This window comes from Lysinibacillus antri, assembly GCF_003977595.1.
GTDB classification, from domain to species: domain Bacteria; phylum Bacillota; class Bacilli; order Bacillales_A; family Planococcaceae; genus Ureibacillus; species Ureibacillus antri.
This window is the reverse complement of record NZ_RYYR01000007.1, coordinates 51,683-69,639: the sequence shown is the minus strand read 5'-3', so window position 1 is coordinate 69,639 and position 17,957 is coordinate 51,683. Positions and strand designations below refer to the sequence as shown.

Below are 17,957 nucleotides of genomic sequence, written 5' to 3'. Positions count from 1 at the left end.
GACACCCCCATTACTGTTTCAAAATCTCACGTGTAAATTTGCGCACATCTTTTGCAAACGGAATGAGCTTCCGTTCTTTCACTACTTTTCGAACGGGTTCGCCCTTGTTAATAAATGGTTGCAACCCTTTAATATCTTTACGAACGCTCGCTGCAATTGGATAGCGCAAGACATTTTTTAAATCTTTTTGCTGTACCTCGTTTTCCTTTGAAATATTGTTTAAAACAATCTCCATTCGCCCCATGAGATTGACCCCAATGCGCGCAGATAAATCTTCGTAATACTTCAATACTTTTAATGCAGGTGTATCCGGTGTAAGAACATAATAGATTTTGTCGGACTCCTCCATTGCCGTAATAACGGGTCCAGTTAAGTTCGAAGGTAAGTCAATGATGACATAGTCAAATGCCCTTCTAGAAGTTCGCAATAACTTCGCAACAAAGTTTTCCCCCAATGTTTCGGCCACCTCGGCATCAATTGGGCTAACTAAAATTTCAAGCTTCGAATTTTCCTCTGTTTTGGAAACATTTCGTATATGACTTTCGTTTAATTCTTCAATAACAGGTAATAAATCCGCGAGAGAGCGATTGGATTCAATGGAAAACATCGATTCTACCCCACCATACTGACCATTTAAATCAATCAGGATGACTTCAGCAGTAGATTCAAGCTTCAATGTTTGCGCAAGTACGGATGAAATAACCGTTTTTCCGCTACCACCCTTACCGCTGTAAAATGAGAAAATTTGTCCTCGTCCTCGACCAAATGATTTAGCTGTAGCCGATTCTCTGGAGTTTTTCTGAATCGCATAGTTTTTTACCGTAGTTGGAAATCGACTCGTAAATAGGGACGTTTCCTCTGGGAATACAAAAAATTCATCCGTTCCAGCACGCATTAAATTTCGCAAAAGCACAAAGTCTGTTTGTTGCGCAATACAGATAATCAGAACGAGCGGATTGATTTGCCGCATCGATTGCACAAGATCAATTGCTAAGTCCGTTTCATTTTGCGTCATGATGACGATATCTCGCGTTTCACGATTCATTTCCCTTATGGCATCCGTCGTAGAAGCAACAAGGACATTTTCTTCCGTACTTTCTGCAATATTTTTCAATTGTTGCAAAAGTACAGGTTCATCGCTAACAATTAAAATATTTAATTTCGATTCCATGACAAGTCCCCCTCCCGTTTACGAATTTCCGTCTGTGGATGGTTTGTTAGAATTGGAAGCGGGTTCCTCTACTTCTTGTTGAACTGGTTCAGTCGATTTGTTTTCTGTTTCAACAGGTGCTGTTGTTTCTTCTTTTGTCGATGGTGTAGATTCTTCCTGACCAACATTCGCCTTTAATACTCGTATGTATTCCGCATAATTTTGCATATGGATGAGCTTTGTTGCGTCTTGTGCAGACACTTCAACCGCTACCCCCGCAAATTTCTCACCAGTACCTTGGGAATACGCAACAGACACATCTTTCATAAAGCTCTCCGTTTTCTTCTCACCATTAACTTCATGGGAGACCACAATATCCACCCGATCAAGTGCCGCAATTTCTTGGTCAAACTGAACTTTGTCGGTTCTATAAAGAGCGACAAGTCGATTGTTCTCATTTTGAAGATTGGAGTAATCCTTTAACATGTTGTGCGTTAGGATATCCCCTTCATGTAGAGGAACAACAGATACTTGACCAGCAATATCTTTTTCCGAAGTAATATGGGAATCCGTCAAAAACTTTTGAGGAATCTCCATTTTGGTTAATTGGCTCGAATGTAACAATGTACGAGCAGGGATATTGCCATTCGCCACGTAAATTTCAACCATTCCACCAAGCTCAGCATTCAACTGTTTTACTTTTTCTAAAACGAGATAGCCTGCAACAATGGCCAATAAGAATGCAAGTAATAGAAAGATCGCAGCACGTCGTTTCGCTTCTAACACTAATACCCCTACTTTCCATAAATTTGAGTATTGAGAATTTTGGAAATATCCAATTATATTTTCAGTATAGGTAACTTGAAAATGTTGTCAAAGGTGGACAAGCGTGTCATTATTTTTCGGCTAGACTAATAGACATACGTAAAAAGATTCGATTTCCGAAACTGAATTGTCAGTAATTTTTTGAAACGGCTTTACTTTGTCGAATTTTCTTGCCAAAACGATTCCGTTGACATATTAAATTTTGTGGCATTAAGGCTAAATAATCATTTTTAAAAACTTCTACTTTTTGGAAGGTGCTTTGAAACTGAGAAATTTGAGATTGAGAGGAATTAGGCAATTTATCTTAGGAATTAAGTTAAATTACGGATAATTTGATTGTAAGATCTAGGTAAGAATAACGAGTAGATACTAGGTCATAACACGATGAGCGTACTCCATCAATGTGTAAAAAAGTTTATGGAGTGTACCTTTTTCAGTGTATATTATTAACAGTACATGATTTTTTCTTGAAGTAACTATTCTAGTGAAATGTAGGTGCAATGATGTTAGATCGTTATAACAAATGGAAGTCAGCAAATTTACCAGAACATTTAATGAATGAATTAAACGAAATTTCAACTAATGCAAAAGAAATTGAAGATCGTTTTTATCAATATCTTTCCTTTGGTACAGGTGGCATGCGCGGATTGTTAGGTGCTGGCACGAACCGAATGAATATTTATACAATCCGTCGAGTAGCAGAAGGACTGGCGCGTTATATTGATTTAAATGGCGAAGAAGCAAAACAACGTGGTGTAGTCATTGCCTATGACACACGAAACTTTTCCTATGAGTTTGCGGTTGAAACTGCTCGTGTGTTAGGAGCGCACAGCATTACAGCGTATGTTTTTAAAGAACCACGACCAACACCACAACTATCGTTTTCCATTCGAGAGCTTCACGCTTTTGCTGGAGTGGTTATTACGGCAAGCCACAATCCAAAACAATATAATGGATTTAAAATCTATGGCGAAGATGGTGCGCAACTTGTGCCATCCAGTGCTAACATCATTATGGAACAGATGAACACAATCCAGGACGTATTTGAAATTTCAGTACATGATGAAAAAGAGTTAGAAGCACAAGGCTTGTTCAATTGGATTTTAGAAGAGCTGGATACAAAGTACTTACAAAACCTCCAAACCTTAAAAGAAGATAATGAGCTCAACACAGAACTCAAGATTGTCTATACCCCTCTACATGGTGCAGGGCTTGTCCCAGTTACACGAGGATTAAAAGAATTTGGCTTTAATCATGTATACTTAGTGGATCAACAGGCCATTCAAGATGGAAGTTTCCCTACTGTTCCTTATCCAAATCCGGAAGAATCAGCTGCATTTGAGTTGGCCATGGAAAAAGGAAACGAGGTTGGCGCGGATTTACTATTGGCAACGGATCCGGATGCTGATCGATTAGGTGTAGCAATCCGCAATGAAAAATGTTACGAATTATTAACAGGTAATCAACTTGGTGCACTATTACTCCATTATATTTTGCAAACGAAACAGAAGAATGACACATTCCCTCCAAATGGCATCATGGTCAAAACCATCGTAACAAGTGAATTAGGTACGAAAATTGCAAATCACTTTAACGTAGCAACGGAAAATACATTAACAGGCTTCAAATACATCGCTGAAAAAATAGAGGAATATGAAAAATCAAAGCAGCACGCATTTCTATTTGGCTACGAAGAAAGTTACGGCTATTTAATTAAAACCTTTGCCCGAGATAAGGATGCCGTTCAAGTCGCAGTAAAAGTGGCAGAGATGGCCGGGTATTATTCTCTTAAAGGACAAACTTTATTAGATGCCTTAAATGAATTATATTTGAATTTTGGATATCACAAAGAAGCGTTAGTATCAAAAGTGTTCGAGGGGAAAGACGGACAAGAACAAATGACCGCGATATTAAATGGGTATCGTGAAAATCCTCCTACCGAAATTTCAGGTGTCCCAATTGTAAAAGTTGAAGACTATCTCAAGGGTGTTGTAACATTTTCAAATGGTACAACAGAGCCCATTCAATTACCAAAAGAAAATGTAATAAAATTTATTTTAGAAGATGAATCTTGGGTGGCAATTCGCCCTTCTGGTACCGAACCAAAATGTAAATATTATTTTGGTGTTGTTGCCAAAACACAACAGGATGCCGGTACGCGGATTGAACAGATGATAAAAGCGATAGTTGAATAATCTATACATTGCTCCAAAGATTCAAACTTTGGGGCATTTTTTCACTTAAAAGAAAACTATTTTTTGTTTTTCAAAAGATAAATTTCCTTCTCCAACCTATTGATCTTATCCTCAATGAATTGCGTATCATTTATTCGGTATGCAGCAGTAAGTTCAAAATGTTCACCCATGCTTTTTATATTTTCCTCGAACAGATCAAAACGTTTATGCATTGTTTTAACTTCTGACTTAACTACATTTAATTCCGATTTAATATTACTTACTTCTGTTTTCACATTACCGAGTTCAGACTTCACATCACTTATTTCTGTTTTCACATTACCGAGTTCAGACTTTACATCACTTATTTCTGTTTTCACATGAGCTAGTTCTGACTTCACATAATTTACGTCCAACTCAATATTATTCACATGTGACTTTATGGATTTGATTTCTGTATTCATGTCTAGAAGTAACTCAAGAATTTGTTTTTCCACGATTACCACCTCCAATTTATTATGAATCATTTTTCTTATTTCCATTATATAAAATACGAACATACGTTTCGATATTTTCCATTAAAAAAGTCCCCAGAAATTTCCGAGAACTCTCCATTAATTATTTATTTACCTGGACAAAATCCCCTTTTAGCAATTTCACCATTTTCTTTTTATACGCCTCTACACCTGGTTGGTCAAACGGATTTACTCCAAGTAGCGTCGCGCTAATGACACAAGCTTTCATAAAGAAGTACATTAAATACCCCACATGATAGGCGTCTAATTTAGGAAGGACAATTTTGATGACAGGTACGCCCCCCTCTTCATGCGCCAAGGCTACTCCATCTTTTGACGTGGCATTAATCGCATTCATGGACCGCCCTGCTAAATAATTCAACCCATCGCGATCATCCAAAGTAAAAGGGATTTCCACATCGGCTTCCACCTCTTCAAAGTGAATAAGCGTCTCAAACATAATGCGGCTACCTTCCTGGATAAACTGACCAATTGCATGCAAATCCGTCGAATAGTTCACAGTCGATGGATAAAGCCCTTTATGCTCTTTCCCTTCACTTTCCCCAAATAACTGCTTCCACCACTCATGCAGCTTATTAAGTCGTGGTTCAAAGGAAGCTAACAACTCCATCACAAAGCCTTCCTTGTACAATTCGAACCGTGTAAAAGCATATTGGTAAGCCAGGTTATTCAATTCATCCACAGCAAAGTCTGTTTCTGCTTGTCTTGCTCCACAAAGAAATGAATGAATATCAATTCCTGCTACCGCAATTGGAAGAAGCCCTGCCGATGTAAAAACAGAATAACGGCCACCAACCTCAGTAGGAATAACGAATTGCCGATACCCTTCCCGAGCTGCCATTTCTTTTAAAAGCCCCGTGTTCCCATCCGTCGTAATAATAATTCGTTGTTTCGACCTATCCCCATAACGTTCTTCCATATATTTCTTAACAATCCGAAAAGCTAAGGCTGGCTCCATGGTCGAACCGGATTTTGATACTACATTTACATACACTTCTTTTGATTCAAGATAAGTTAAAAGTTGAGTTAAATAGGCACCGCTCATATTATTTCCTGCATATAACACTTCTACATTGTTTGTGTTGAAATAAGGGGTGCATGCATCGATTACCGCGCGAGCACCAAGAAAAGAACCTCCAACACCAATTACGAGTAATACGTCAGCAGATGCCTGTATTTCCTCCGCAACGTGCTCGATTTCCAGCAATTGTTCCGATGAGCATTCTATCAAGTGTTCCAATTTAGGAATATCTAGAATATGAGACTGTTGAATACGTTTTGGATAATCAAAATTCAACATCGTAATCGTCTCCTAAAGCAATTATGTATGAATGATCGTTTTCATATAACTTACTAATTCTTCCCTTAACTCTTCCCGTTTTAATGCATAATCAATGGTCGCCTGCACGTATCCAATTTTACTCCCAATATCGTATAATCGCCCCTTCACGTTATAAGCAATAATCCGTTCAGAGTGGTTTAATAACTCTATCGCATCAGTTAACTGAATTTCACCACCTGCACCCGGAGCAATGGATTTAAGTGCATGAAAAATATTCGGAGTTAGCACATAGCGACCCATAATAGATAGATTGGATGGAGCCTCTTCCGCTTTCGGTTTTTCCACAAAGCCTTTTACCTCAATCGGCTGACCATCAAGTACTTCCCCAATCGGATGAATGACACCATATTGATGCACCACATCCATTGAAACAGATTGTACGCCGATCACAGAAGTTCGCTCTTGTTCATACAGTTCTATTAGTTGAGCTAAAGCTGGTTTTTCCGCATCGAGAATAATATCTCCAAGTAACACAGCAAACGGTTCATCACCAATAAATCGATGAGCGCAATAAATGGCATCGCCCAATCCCTTTGCTTCTTTTTGACGAATGTAATGGATATTGGCTAAATTCGAGATAGATTGGATTTCTTCTAATTCTGCCCATTTTCCTTTTTTCGCAAGATGTTCTTCAAGCTCATAAGTTTTATCAAAATGATCTTCTATGGCACGCTTATTACGCCCGCTAATAATAATAATATCCTCGATTCCAGCGGCGACAGCTTCCTCCACGATGTATTGAATGGTCGGCTTATCCACAATCGGTAACATTTCTTTTGGTTGTGCTTTCGTTGCAGGTAAAAAACGCGTACCCAAGCCAGCAGCCGGAATGACCGCTTTTCTTACTTTAGTCTTCATCACATCACCTCTTTTGTTAAAATAAAAGACCCAAGCCCAGCAAAATACTGAACTCAGGTCTTTGAAGCTGTCTAGAAATGTGCGGTTACTGGTTCAACTATATAATTTCTAAAAAGCTCATATTTAGTTTGTTTCAATTAGACCATATTTTCCATCACGACGTTTGTAGACGATGTTTGTACCGTTTGATTCGGCATCTGTGTACACGTAGAAGTCATGGCCCAGTAGGTTCATTTGAAGAATTGCTTCTTCTTGATCCATTGGTTTTAGGTCAAATTGTTTTGTACGCACAATTGTGAACTCTTCTTCTTCCACAGGGCTTACAGTCGTACCGGCAACCTCTTGCGCGAAGTAAACGCCTGTGCCTTCACGTTCACGGAATTTACGGTTTACTTTTGTTTTATGTTTACGAATTTGACGTTCTAGCTTGTCGACAATTAAATCAACTGCTGCATACATATCATTATGTCGCTCCTCAGCTCGGAGTGTGACATTTTTCATTGGAATTGTCACTTCGACTTTTGTTTGTTTATCATTGTACACTTTTAAATTGACGTTAGCGTTCGCATTTACCTCATCGTTGAAATAGCGTTCCACTTTATCGATTTTGCTCTCAACGTACTCGCGAATCGCTGGAGTTACCTCAATGTTTTCACCACGAATGTTAAAGTTTAGCATGTAAACTCCTCCTTTTGTTCCACCTATGAAGTATATATTCGCCACAGGTTTTAAAAATCCTACCGCCATAGTAAATGTTTTTCAAAATTCGACAAAATGATTCACAAAAAATTAAGATTTCTTATGTTTAGATTGTAAAACTTCTTTTTTGCGGCGACGTTTCATTTCATCGATAATCAGGTCATCAATATCTTCTTGTGCAGCGAGGATAATGCCGCATTGAAATCCCGACCCTAATGGTTTGCTCCAAACAACATCGCCTAATGCACGAATCGTCGTAACATCTAAAACAAACTGTACTTCCACCTGTAAAGTGGTACTTCTTAAATATTCCCCAATTTCAGGTCCACAAAACATTTTCATACCCCGCGGACTTATATCTAAAATTTTTCCATTATACTTATCAGCGCTAGCAGGTTGTCCATTTATGTAAATCTTGAAATTTGCCTCAATAGGATCGTTAAAAACAAAACGAAACCCTTCTTTCCTTCTAAAATTCATATTGTTTCCTCCTAAAACAAATGATCAAAGGAAGCAAAGTAACATGAGGGTGTGAACATATTATTTTGCTATTCAAAACATTTATAACATGACTTTTATTAATTGGATAGTAATATTTGGTATAATTACCAAAATGGACAAAGTTAAAATTCATAACCAAAAAAGACCACATTATTGGAGCCTTCTAATTCAGTAAAGAAACACTAATTTACGATTTTACCCTTCTAGCGAACACTTCTTTTTTCCGACGAAGTTTTAGTTCATTTGTAATCAGCTCATCAATGTCTGGTTGTACATAAAAACAAAGACCACATTGATAAGCACTGCCAAAAGGTCGACTCCAAACAACATCACCTATTGCATGAATATGCGTAACGTCGAGAAGAAAATGAACTTTAATTTGCAATGTGCTATTTTTTAGGGAGCTCCCAATTTCGGGTCCACAAAAGATTTTCATCCCACGAGGACTAATATCCAAAATCTTCGCATGATAGGTTTCGATACTAGCTAATTGCCCATTTATGTAGATCTCATAATCTGCTTCAATCGGTTGATCGAAAATAAAACGAAACCCTTCTTTCCTTTTAAAGTCCATAGTATTTCCCCCAAACGTTAGCGATGTATTGTCTTACAATTAAATACTACTTTCTATTATTTAAACATTTATTGTTTTATTGGAATAGTGCATTACGTATTATTTTACATTTATTGTAATTTTGGGTTACATTTCCTAAAATGCTAGTTCCAGTGGGATTTATAGACTATTTTCTAATGCAACTAAAGACATTGTTAAATACGCCCATAATTAAATAACGGATATTCTCTGAGTACACCTCCTATATTATTAAGGAATCAATTTAGATAAGTGTTTTCTTGTGACAGTATTAAATTAGAATTCACTCTACTTCTACTGTTAGTTGTTCATGGACAAAACTATATTTCGATTTATTATTTAGCCATTCCCAGCGCCCACGTAAAATACAGTACTATTTAATGCTTCCGTTCATGTGATGATATTAAATTCTTTTCCGGAGTGGATATTCCAAAAAAGTAAAAGCCTTACACCAGTAACATGTAAGGCAAAAGCTAGTTATTCTATTTAATTTATAATTTCTTCAAAACGTAATTGATCTAATTCAACAAATAATGGATGCAGCTCAGTTTCAAGAATTTCAGCAACGACTTCATAATTTTTTGTTTCTAAAGCATGGATGATACTTTGATACAATCTTTCTGCTTTTTGAACATCGCTCTCAATTTTAAATGAATGATGCTCCATTAATTTTTCTACATTTGTTAACCAGACAAGTCCTTCGCTTAAATGAGAGAGCGCCAGCATAGCGTTCCCAATGTCACCATCATTTAATAGGTCGACAATTGTCTTACAACCGCTTGCAACCTGCTTTATATACGCATAATACGATTCTTGTGTCTGAAGAATAAGTTGTTTTGTATCTTCCATTTGGATAGACTCCTTCATATTTAGTAATATTTATATCGGCATTTTTTTGAAAAAATAAAGAAAAGCTACTCATTATATTTGAGTAGCTTGACAATTCATAAATTTATACTTCCCCAGCAGAACCATATTGCTGCTGACGATTAATTTGAATAACTTCTTTCCAAGTATCACGGAATTCTGTTGTAAGACCTATTACTTCATCAATTATGGTTGTGTCATTTGAGATATTTGCTTCTCGTAAACGACGGTTCATATAATCATATAATGATAACAATTGTTTTGAAATGTCTTGATCCATGTTTAGTGTGACCATGAGTTCGTTGATAATGGCTTGTGCTTTTTGGATATTCGTATTTTTTTCTGAAATATCTTTATCCTCAATCGCTTTTTTCGCTTTTGTTAAAAACTTTAGACAACCGTTATATAACATTAACGTTAATTCACCTGGCGAAGCGGTAGTTATACTGTTTTGTTTGTATGCATTAAATGCTGTGTTTTGTGTTACCAATGTTGGACACTCCTTTAAAGGATCAACTTATTATTAATAAAGCTATAACAATTTATACAAAGGTAAATCTATTTCTTTTTATCAAAATACATCCCATCCATAACTCGTACATCTGAATAGGGATTGAAATACTGTTTCTCATTTTTCTTTATAGTTTGCAAGTTTTTCATATCCTGTTTAACTGAATCCATAAATAATTCGAGTCGTTCGCGAATACCCTTATCTAGTTCAATCAAAGTAATATGGGCACGGTTATCCGTATCTACTTTAAAACCTTCAATTAGTAATCCATTGATAATAAGACCACGTTCATCTAACATTGAATTTAATGCATCAATATAATTTTCACGAGCTTCCTCTTTTGGATACTCTGTTAAATGTTGAAATAATTTAGCTGATATTTGTAATAACTTTTGTGTGTTGTCCATTAAAATATTCTCCAAATCATTTTATTAACTTAACTGTTGCATGAACAATGCTGATTGTTGGTTCGCTTTATTAATAGCAGTCTCCATTGCAGAATATTGTTTCCAGTATCGATCTTCAATATTTTTCAACTTATCCTTCCAAGTTTCAATTCGGTTATCGACATACTTCATATTTTTACCTATTGTATATGAATCCATAGTAGAAGTTTCTCTACCTGCCTTAACTTCGATATTCTTTCTAATAGAAGCGATAGAATCTCGAATACGATCAATAATCCCACTTGTAGCATGATCCATTTTAGTTACTGATTTACCATCTTCAATAACTTCTTTCTTTTCACCAGCTTTGGTGAAAATACTTGCAACCTGATCAGCATTTTTCGTAATCGCAGCGCGAAGTTTTTCTCCGTCAATGACTAATTGACCGCCATCGTTATAATTTTTAGTTGTTGTAATTCCGATTTCGGCAAGTGCGTCAATCGTAGAATCGCCTAAACCAGAAACAGAAGCCATAAAATTAGAACGTAATGAAGATAGACCTTTTGTTAATACAGAATCACTTCGTAAAAGACCACTTTTTGATTTTTCTTCCCATTTTTTAATTTCTTCCTCTTCTAATTCCGCCTTTTGCTCGTCGGTTAATGGTGCGTATGAACGAAATACCGGTTCTTTTACCTTAGTATTAATCTCTGCAATTAGCTCATTATATTTTGTTACAAATTCAGTAATTTTTTCAACCATTGCATTAGAATCAGTAGTTGCTGTTAATTGAACTGTACTTGAAGAGTCAACTGGTAAAGTACCACCAAGTTTAGTTTCTACTTCTACTAAATCATTTTTCACCTTAATATAATCCTGGATACTAGATTTTAAATTACTTTCATAGGCAATAAAATTCTTTGCTTTATTCAATTCTAAACCATTTTCAACATTATTTAGTAAAGAAACATCTGCAGGATCTAAAGCAGCAATTGCATCTAATTGTGCAGTAGTAAACTTCTTCGATCCTTCTAATGCAGTTCGATTTGTAAAATTCTTCGCTAATGCATTTAATTGTTCACCACTAAATGAACTTAAAAGATTTTTTGCATTTTGTGATAATGTAACACCACTATCATTTATTGTCTTTAAAGTATCTATATTTGCCGATGTTGCTAAGTTCTTCAAATTAGTACGGTCAGTAACCGACAATGATTTTAAAAATTCCTTTTCACCCGCGGTAAAACTTGACGATGGAAGGGTATCAATTGTACCATCTTGAGTTAAATCTAAATCTTTTAGCGCATTTAATTTTGCATCATCTAATCCTGCAAGATACATTTTTGCCTCCATAGAAATACTATTAAAGGCTATATTTTTAAATAAATCTTTACCCTTATCTGACAAACTGTTAAATGCCATTTCGGCAGATTCTGCAGTTCCTGTGTATTTTTTTATATAATTAGAAATATTCGATGCTAGGTTATTTTCTGTTACAATAAAGTTTTTTGTTTTAATTAACTCTGCCCCAGCTACATCATCTGAACCAGCTTCAGTTATAACGCCTCGTAGAAGGTTTGCATCATTTGTAGAATACAAATCTACAATCATACTTACCTGGTCTTCTGAAAATTTACCAGATGCGTCTAATTCAGTTTTAGCTTTAACTGATGTATCTGCATTTTTTAAACGTTTTGCTAATTCTTTTAATTGATCATCGCTAAATGTACTTAGAAGATTTTTGGCATTTCGGGATAATAGACCCGTATTTACTGTATCAAACTGAGCATCAAAGGTCGTTAATTCTGTTTTATCAGTACCAGATAAAGATTTTAAAAATTCCTTCTCACCAGTACTAAAAGAAGATGATGAAAGAGCATCAATTGCCGCATTATCATTAAAATTTAATCCTTTAAGCACTCCCAATTTCGTACTATCTAAACTAGCAAGATATGTTTTAGCTTCTATTGAAACATTACCAAAAGTAGAATTTTTAAATAATTCTTTATTTTTAGCAGATAAACTGTCAAATACAGATTTTGTATAGTCTGCAACACCATTCGATTCTTGAGCCCATGAAGTAGGTGCAGGAACTGTCGCACCCTTAATTAAGTCCAATGCAAATGGTACTTTTTGTAAAAGACTTTGTTTTTGTGCTTCTAATGTAGCCTGTGAATTAAAGGTAGACTTTAAAGTAACTGTATAACCTGATAATAAGAATGTATTCGTTGAACGTTCTGTCGCGATTCCATTAACGGTAAAGATAGCATTGGTACCATTCGACGCTAAATCACCAGAATTCGTTAAACCTAAAGCATTAAATAAGTCTTTTCCCTCTTGGTTATTAACAACTACTTCAGCTGACCCTTGAACATTCCCACTATTTTTCGCAGTGATTGCTAAACGTCCGTTTTCAAATAATGCCGTAACACCTGCAGTACTTGTATTGATTTTTGCCATGACAGAATCAATTGTATCATCTGCTTTGATTGTAATTGCTGCATCTTCTTTTAGCATTTTCCCATCAGCTTGTATGGCATTTAATTTTATGGTCATGCCTTCTCCAGGGACAGATATGAGATTACCAATTCTCGTAGAACCTGTTGCGCTAATTTGATTTCCAATATTAGAAGCATTTTTCGCTAACTGGGCAACCCCATCAAAAGATAAATTCCCTGCTGCTGATGCATTAGCTGTAGCTGTAACAAAATTTGAATTGGAAGACGTTACAGTTTTTGAATTAAAACCACCGCTACTTAATTTGAAAGTATCAAACATATACGTATCCAGCGTTCTTAATTTTGTATTAATTTCTCTAAAAGCATCTCGCTGCCATTCATATTTTTGTTTTTGTTGATATAATTTATTTAATGGAGCTTTTTCAGCAGTCATTAATTTTTCAACAATACTATCAATATCCATACCTGATGCTAGACCACCAATACGCATTACCATTTTAATTCCTCCCTCTAGTTTAGTTAAATTTTTTCATCTACAATCATTCCAACTAATTTTTGCATTTCATAAAAGGCATCTAATAGTTTTTTAGGCGGAATTTCTTTTACAACGTTTTCCGTTTGAGAATCCACTAATTGAACATAATATTGCTTAAGACCATCATGGTAAACAAATTTTAATTGTCTATTATTAATTTCAAAAATTTCATTAAGTGAATCTACTGCTTGTTGTAATTTTTCTGTGGAGTAGTTTTGATCTTCTTCTTGAAGTATTTTTTCATCAGACAAAAGTTGTAATTCTTTATTCTGTGTTGTATTCATTGATTTTGAAGAAGCAACTTGATCGATTGAGTGTCCCTGAGTTTCAATCCGCATATTCCACCCTCCCAATACAATAAACATCTTATTCTTTTTATCGGAAGTAATATTAATAATTTCAACTACTCTTGAAAGAAAACTTTAATAAGTGATTACTTATGTCAAATTCTATATACTTTATAGCACTAACACAATGAAAAATAGCCCCTACTCCGAAAATCGAAATAGAGGCTTAAAATCTCACCATTATTTAACTGAATATGACCAATACCTGACGAATTTTAATGAACAATAGAATGCAACTGCTTTTCTAAAGCATAAACTTCACGTTTTAATTTATTTAATTGATTATTGAACTCATCAAATTCCTCTGAAGCTAGCTCATGGTCAATTACAAACACTACGATTATTTTCATCTCATGAAGTTTTGATTCTATTTCACCCAAAATACGATCCTGTTCTTTACACCATCGAATCTGTTCTTCCATAAAAGTTTTATATACTTCTTGGTCCTTATCCAACTAGCATCCATCATCCTGTCACTGTGCTTTTATCTGAACCTAATTCTTCTGTTATTTTACGTTCAGACATACCTGGTCTTGTAAACTCACCCTCAATTACTACCCATATTAATCCTATAAAATTTCGTATCTTACCGATTTATAACTAGGATTATAAAATTCCTCTAATCTTTGCTTAGAAATATTAGCTTGATTAAGGATTACAATACTGAGCACTGAATTTCATATTAAATCCCATTCTTTATTATAGAATCAGTTTCAAAAAAATAATCGACATCAACCTTTCAATTTTAGGGATTTGTTTTGGTTTATCTCAATAAAACAGTTATTATTAAAGAACCTCTGTCTACTTTAAAAGACTAACTATTATTGAAAAAAACATACTCTAAATTAGTTATGATTTATACAGGTCAAAGAATCTTTATAGCTAATTGAGTACCTGACTTATTAAATGTAAGGTATTCAAATTTCAAATTTGAACAATTAATAAATTCACTAAATGCTTTGTGTTCTCCCATTTCCCATCCAGGATAATTGAAATACTCATCGAATACAATTACAGTTCCAGAAGTAATTCTATCCTTTAAATTATCAAATATTATTTTGGCACTTGAGTATAAATCACTATCGATATGAATAAATGCACAAACATCTTTATACTGTTCTAAAAAGTTTGGCAATGTTTCATCAAACCACCCAACAATAAGTTCCACATTATTGTTAACATCAGGTAATTCTTCAAGATTAAATGCGCCCTTTGGATAGCCATCTATCCAGTATTCTGGAAGTCCTTTGAAAGAATCAAATCCATATATTTTATCAACTTTATTTGAAATATAGTTAATTGACCTTCCTTCAAACACACCAAATTCTAGTTTTATACCCTCTAAAGTGATTGCTTGTATGGCTTTATTTAAAACAGCAAATGAACTATTACAACTACTTACATTTGGTAAATATTTATTAATAAACTTCGCTGTTCCATAATTTGCCTCTAATTGTAAAGCTTTTTCTAAATTAAACTTTGTATTCGATATTGAAGAATCATTGATATTAATATCGTTTATTCCATTCCAAAAATGAATACCTTCAACCAATCCATATTCTAGTAACTGATTTTTAATTTCACTATAATAATCTGATGCAATAGCAATTCTTAAATTTTTCTTATCTAATAATTTTAAAACATCTGGATTTTTAACCTCGTAACCTAGAAAATCTTTATTTTGTTTTTTTACATCATTATCAATAAAAAAATCTATTTCTGTATATCTATGTGTCTTTAAATATTGTTTTCCTCCATTACTAGCACCAAAAACAATTTTCAATTATATTCCCTCCCAAACCATCTAATACTATTCACGAATAATTTATTTTTTCCAATTTAACTCATCACTCTTCAATTAATTCAATTAACATTCTAGTTCTTAAATATAGGAAGGCAATTTTACGATTGTTAAATGCCACAGCGTTAATGGGTTCAACTACTAACATTGCACCTTGATTCTGTAAGTAGTCAATCGCCTGTTGTATATTAGGTGTTGTAAAACATTGGTGATACATTCGAATTCCTTTTTTTAAGTAATTATTAATCGGTGACTCCGAATTGGTTGCTTCTAATAATTCAACACGAAAGGCACCATTCACCATAAAAATACCTTTTATCTTTTGATTTGAATCAACAAAAACATCAGTCTCTTTTATGTAATCTAATTTTTCGTGGGCAAGAATTTCTTTCTCAATATTTTTACATGCTAATCCAATATGATGGAATTTGAATATGGATTTATCATTCATTTAACTTCTTATCCACATAATTGTAGATATCCTCAGCATTCATTATTTCTGAAACTTCCGATGAGCTAAAACGTATATCCAATTCTTCTTCAATCGCCATTATTATCTCTAAATGCTTCAATGAGTCCCAATTTGTATTTTTCCCTCTATCAAATATACTAGTATCATTAGCATTCATTTCTAAAATTTCAGCTATGATTTCATTTATTTGTTGTTTTAATCCATCATTCATGTACAATAACCTCCGCAGGATAATCTTTTAACTTTTCATTTAAAGTTTCAATGACATGTTGTATATTATGTTCCGAGCTTTTACAAAACATTTGAATCCAGTCAAGTGCTGGCTTGTTTCGCGGGCCTTCTATCGTATCAAATTGAACAAATTTAATTTGTTTCTCATCTAATATGTTTAATATAAAATACAATGCAGCATCTTCTACTTTTCGTCCGAGTGCTCGACAGCTAAATAAAACTTCTTCGAAATGAGCTGTATCTCCATCAAGATGACAAATAAATGCACCAATAATACCACTATCGTTCAGAATATCAGAAAGGGTAATTGTAAATATTTTATATTTATCCGAGTTGAATTTCTCTTCAAATTCTCCCTTTGTATATCTTTTTATTGCTAAATTAAATTGATTAGTTTTTTGACCAAGTTCAAATACTCTTTGCTTATGTGCTTCTTCATTTTCATAAATCCCAATTTGCATTTGCAAACTACTTAAATAAGCATTGCCATCCGCTGACTTTGCTTCAAGTTCTTTTCTTTTTTGGTTTGCATTTATATCTTGTTGACGTATTACAGCCATATCATCTTTTTTCAAGGAATATAATCTTGGGTAATTTAAGAGGCGGTGAACGGTCTCTTTTCCCATTGCATCTGCAAGTAATACATGAATAGTTGGAATTTCGGACTGAACATGCATTAGCTCTGCTGGATTGTCATCAATAAAAAGCATTGCTGAAACGTCAAAATTAAATTTCTTAGCTATTGATTTGATGTTTTCAGCTTTACTGTTCCAATTTGCCTCGATAAATGTGAAATCATTCATTTGAAGTGGAAAATCTTTACGTTTTTCAAACATATCTATAACATCTGATTTATCATTTTTGGAACTGATGGCAAGTAAAATACCATTTTTTCTCATATTCTTTAACACTTGCTGAAACTGTATATGTTCTTCAGTTAATAGAATACCATCAATTCCATCTTCACCTAATATACCAGCATACATAGTATAATCTAAATCCAATACTATAGCTTTTAGTTTTGGTTCTAGCATCGATGGTAATAATTGTAGTGAAATATGTCTTGCAACTTGCATCGTTAACTTATTTGAAAGAGGAAAATTACTAACTTGATTATTTCGAGCATCATAAGAAGTAATACCAATTTGACTACTTAATAAATCTAAATCGATAATTTCAAGCTGCGAGAATTCCTCTCTTAATTTTTCAATTTTCGCATTAAACTGATAAATCCAACTACGTTTTGACACATTCGCACTATATTGCTTTTCATCTAGTTGCCAAAAACTTGGCCAATTATTCACTAAAATTGGACAGTTTTTTTTTGCTATTCTTAGACGATTAGCTAGCCACATAATACATTCATCAGGATTAATTCTATCCATATACAATCGCCAATCCATCCAAAATATATAAGCATCAATTTTTTCATCTATTGAAATTTGAGCTAATGACGTATCATACTCGGAATACGAAAACACCCCATCCTGCTCCCATAAAGAAAGAAATGGTGACATAAATTGGGCAACATATTCAAATGGAAGAGTACGCTCTATAGATAAATGAAGTGCTTTTAAAGTATCTAATTCAAAGCTAAACTTTTTTAATTCACGTGTATTTAAATCTGCATTTAATAAATTATTGTTAATTGAAAAAGATATCATATTCTTA

19 protein-coding genes are annotated in these 17,957 nt (G+C 34.3%); 1 reads left to right on the top strand and 18 read right to left on the bottom strand.

What is annotated here, in order from left to right; all coding sequences use genetic code 11:
* Window positions 1–10: 10 nt before the first annotated feature.
* Together EK386_RS06805 and EK386_RS06800 are read right to left on the bottom strand one after the other, a co-directional pair.
* Window positions 11–1,171 carry a CpaE/TadZ family protein gene (locus EK386_RS06805; RefSeq protein WP_126658285.1) on the bottom strand — a complete coding sequence of 387 codons (1,161 nt, stop codon included), beginning with the start codon at window positions 1,169–1,171 and terminating at the stop codon, window positions 11–13.
* Window positions 1,172–1,189: 18 nt separating this feature from the next.
* Window positions 1,190–1,936: an SAF domain-containing protein gene (locus EK386_RS06800; RefSeq protein WP_126658284.1), complete on the bottom strand. Its 747-nt coding sequence runs from the start codon at window positions 1,934–1,936 to the stop codon at window positions 1,190–1,192.
* A gap of 542 nt (window positions 1,937–2,478) precedes the next feature.
* Between EK386_RS06800 and EK386_RS06795 the strand changes: the two genes are divergently transcribed.
* The gene (locus EK386_RS06795) at window positions 2,479–4,170 is read left to right on the top strand and encodes a phospho-sugar mutase (RefSeq protein WP_126658283.1); all 1,692 of its coding nucleotides are present in this window, start codon (window positions 2,479–2,481) and stop codon (window positions 4,168–4,170) included.
* Window positions 4,171–4,226: 56 nt separating this feature from the next.
* On the opposite strand, the gene EK386_RS06790 is transcribed toward EK386_RS06795, so the two are convergent.
* The 16 genes from EK386_RS06790 to EK386_RS06715 form a co-directional block, all read right to left on the bottom strand.
* Window positions 4,227–4,646: a hypothetical protein gene (locus EK386_RS06790; protein ID WP_126658282.1), complete on the bottom strand. Its 420-nt coding sequence runs from the start codon at window positions 4,644–4,646 to the stop codon at window positions 4,227–4,229.
* A gap of 121 nt (window positions 4,647–4,767) precedes the next feature.
* Window positions 4,768–5,985, bottom strand: a complete 1,218-nt coding sequence (locus EK386_RS06785) for a glucose-6-phosphate isomerase (protein WP_126658281.1) — start codon at window positions 5,983–5,985, stop codon at window positions 4,768–4,770.
* A 21-nt stretch (window positions 5,986–6,006) separates the two neighbouring features.
* Window positions 6,007–6,885 (bottom strand): UTP--glucose-1-phosphate uridylyltransferase GalU, encoded by an 879-nt coding sequence (gene galU, locus EK386_RS06780; protein ID WP_126658280.1) that lies wholly within the window; start codon window positions 6,883–6,885, stop codon window positions 6,007–6,009.
* 123 nt (window positions 6,886–7,008) lie between these two features.
* Window positions 7,009–7,563 carry a ribosome hibernation-promoting factor, HPF/YfiA family gene (hpf, locus tag EK386_RS06775; RefSeq protein ID WP_126658279.1) on the bottom strand — a complete coding sequence of 185 codons (555 nt, stop codon included), beginning with the start codon at window positions 7,561–7,563 and terminating at the stop codon, window positions 7,009–7,011.
* Window positions 7,564–7,674: 111 nt separating this feature from the next.
* Window positions 7,675–8,064 (bottom strand): PilZ domain-containing protein, encoded by a 390-nt coding sequence (locus tag EK386_RS06770; protein WP_126658278.1) that lies wholly within the window; start codon window positions 8,062–8,064, stop codon window positions 7,675–7,677.
* A gap of 208 nt (window positions 8,065–8,272) precedes the next feature.
* Window positions 8,273–8,659 (bottom strand): PilZ domain-containing protein, encoded by a 387-nt coding sequence (locus EK386_RS06765; RefSeq protein WP_126658277.1) that lies wholly within the window; start codon window positions 8,657–8,659, stop codon window positions 8,273–8,275.
* A gap of 504 nt (window positions 8,660–9,163) precedes the next feature.
* On the bottom strand, window positions 9,164–9,526 hold the full coding sequence (locus EK386_RS06760) for a DUF8042 domain-containing protein (protein ID WP_126658276.1): 363 nt from the start codon (window positions 9,524–9,526) through the stop codon (window positions 9,164–9,166).
* 103 nt (window positions 9,527–9,629) lie between these two features.
* A complete protein-coding gene (fliS, locus tag EK386_RS06755) occupies window positions 9,630–10,034 on the bottom strand; it encodes a flagellar export chaperone FliS (RefSeq protein WP_126658275.1) in 405 nt (134 codons plus the stop codon).
* Window positions 10,035–10,102: 68 nt separating this feature from the next.
* On the bottom strand, window positions 10,103–10,462 hold the full coding sequence (gene fliT, locus EK386_RS06750) for a flagellar protein FliT (RefSeq protein ID WP_126658274.1): 360 nt from the start codon (window positions 10,460–10,462) through the stop codon (window positions 10,103–10,105).
* Between the two features lie 24 nt (window positions 10,463–10,486).
* The gene (fliD, locus tag EK386_RS06745; RefSeq protein ID WP_126658273.1) at window positions 10,487–13,396 is read right to left on the bottom strand and encodes a flagellar filament capping protein FliD; all 2,910 of its coding nucleotides are present in this window, start codon (window positions 13,394–13,396) and stop codon (window positions 10,487–10,489) included.
* 23 nt (window positions 13,397–13,419) lie between these two features.
* On the bottom strand, window positions 13,420–13,773 hold the full coding sequence (locus EK386_RS06740; protein ID WP_126658272.1) for a flagellar protein FlaG: 354 nt from the start codon (window positions 13,771–13,773) through the stop codon (window positions 13,420–13,422).
* Between the two features lie 224 nt (window positions 13,774–13,997).
* Window positions 13,998–14,237, bottom strand: a complete 240-nt coding sequence (locus EK386_RS06735; protein WP_126658271.1) for a hypothetical protein — start codon at window positions 14,235–14,237, stop codon at window positions 13,998–14,000.
* A 410-nt stretch (window positions 14,238–14,647) separates the two neighbouring features.
* A complete protein-coding gene (locus tag EK386_RS06730; protein ID WP_126658270.1) occupies window positions 14,648–15,565 on the bottom strand; it encodes a class I SAM-dependent methyltransferase in 918 nt (305 codons plus the stop codon).
* Window positions 15,566–15,629: 64 nt separating this feature from the next.
* Window positions 15,630–16,034, bottom strand: a complete 405-nt coding sequence (locus tag EK386_RS06725; RefSeq protein WP_126658269.1) for a VOC family protein — start codon at window positions 16,032–16,034, stop codon at window positions 15,630–15,632.
* The gene (locus tag EK386_RS06720; protein WP_126658268.1) at window positions 16,027–16,266 is read right to left on the bottom strand and encodes an acyl carrier protein; all 240 of its coding nucleotides are present in this window, start codon (window positions 16,264–16,266) and stop codon (window positions 16,027–16,029) included. The genes EK386_RS06725 and EK386_RS06720 overlap by 8 nt, the downstream gene beginning before the upstream one ends.
* Window positions 16,259–17,950, bottom strand: a complete 1,692-nt coding sequence (locus tag EK386_RS06715; RefSeq protein ID WP_126658267.1) for an HAD-IIIC family phosphatase — start codon at window positions 17,948–17,950, stop codon at window positions 16,259–16,261. Before EK386_RS06715 ends, EK386_RS06720 begins: the two co-directional genes overlap by 8 nt.
* Between the last annotated feature and the right edge of the window lie 7 nt (window positions 17,951–17,957).

Excerpts from the sequence above, each read along its gene's own strand:
- EK386_RS06760 (WP_126658276.1), bottom strand. The coding sequence starts at position 9,526 with ATGGAAGATACAAAACAACTTATTCTTCAGACACAAGAATCGTATTAT.
- EK386_RS06770 (WP_126658278.1), bottom strand. The coding sequence starts at position 8,064 with ATGAATTTTAGAAGGAAAGAAGGGTTTCGTTTTGTTTTTAACGATCCT.
- EK386_RS06785 (WP_126658281.1), bottom strand. The coding sequence starts at position 5,985 with ATGTTGAATTTTGATTATCCAAAACGTATTCAACAGTCTCATATTCTA.
- galU (WP_126658280.1), bottom strand. The coding sequence starts at position 6,885 with ATGAAGACTAAAGTAAGAAAAGCGGTCATTCCGGCTGCTGGCTTGGGT.
- EK386_RS06720 (WP_126658268.1), bottom strand. The coding sequence starts at position 16,266 with ATGAATGATGGATTAAAACAACAAATAAATGAAATCATAGCTGAAATT.
- EK386_RS06715 (WP_126658267.1), bottom strand. The coding sequence starts at position 17,950 with ATGATATCTTTTTCAATTAACAATAATTTATTAAATGCAGATTTAAAT.
- EK386_RS06795 (WP_126658283.1), top strand. The coding sequence starts at position 2,479 with ATGTTAGATCGTTATAACAAATGGAAGTCAGCAAATTTACCAGAACAT.
- EK386_RS06765 (WP_126658277.1), bottom strand. The coding sequence starts at position 8,659 with ATGGACTTTAAAAGGAAAGAAGGGTTTCGTTTTATTTTCGATCAACCG.
- EK386_RS06740 (WP_126658272.1), bottom strand. The coding sequence starts at position 13,773 with ATGCGGATTGAAACTCAGGGACACTCAATCGATCAAGTTGCTTCTTCA.
- fliD (WP_126658273.1), bottom strand. The coding sequence starts at position 13,396 with ATGGTAATGCGTATTGGTGGTCTAGCATCAGGTATGGATATTGATAGT.
- fliT (WP_126658274.1), bottom strand. The coding sequence starts at position 10,462 with ATGGACAACACACAAAAGTTATTACAAATATCAGCTAAATTATTTCAA.
- hpf (WP_126658279.1), bottom strand. The coding sequence starts at position 7,563 with ATGCTAAACTTTAACATTCGTGGTGAAAACATTGAGGTAACTCCAGCG.
- EK386_RS06725 (WP_126658269.1), bottom strand. The coding sequence starts at position 16,034 with ATGAATGATAAATCCATATTCAAATTCCATCATATTGGATTAGCATGT.
- EK386_RS06805 (WP_126658285.1), bottom strand. The coding sequence starts at position 1,171 with ATGGAATCGAAATTAAATATTTTAATTGTTAGCGATGAACCTGTACTT.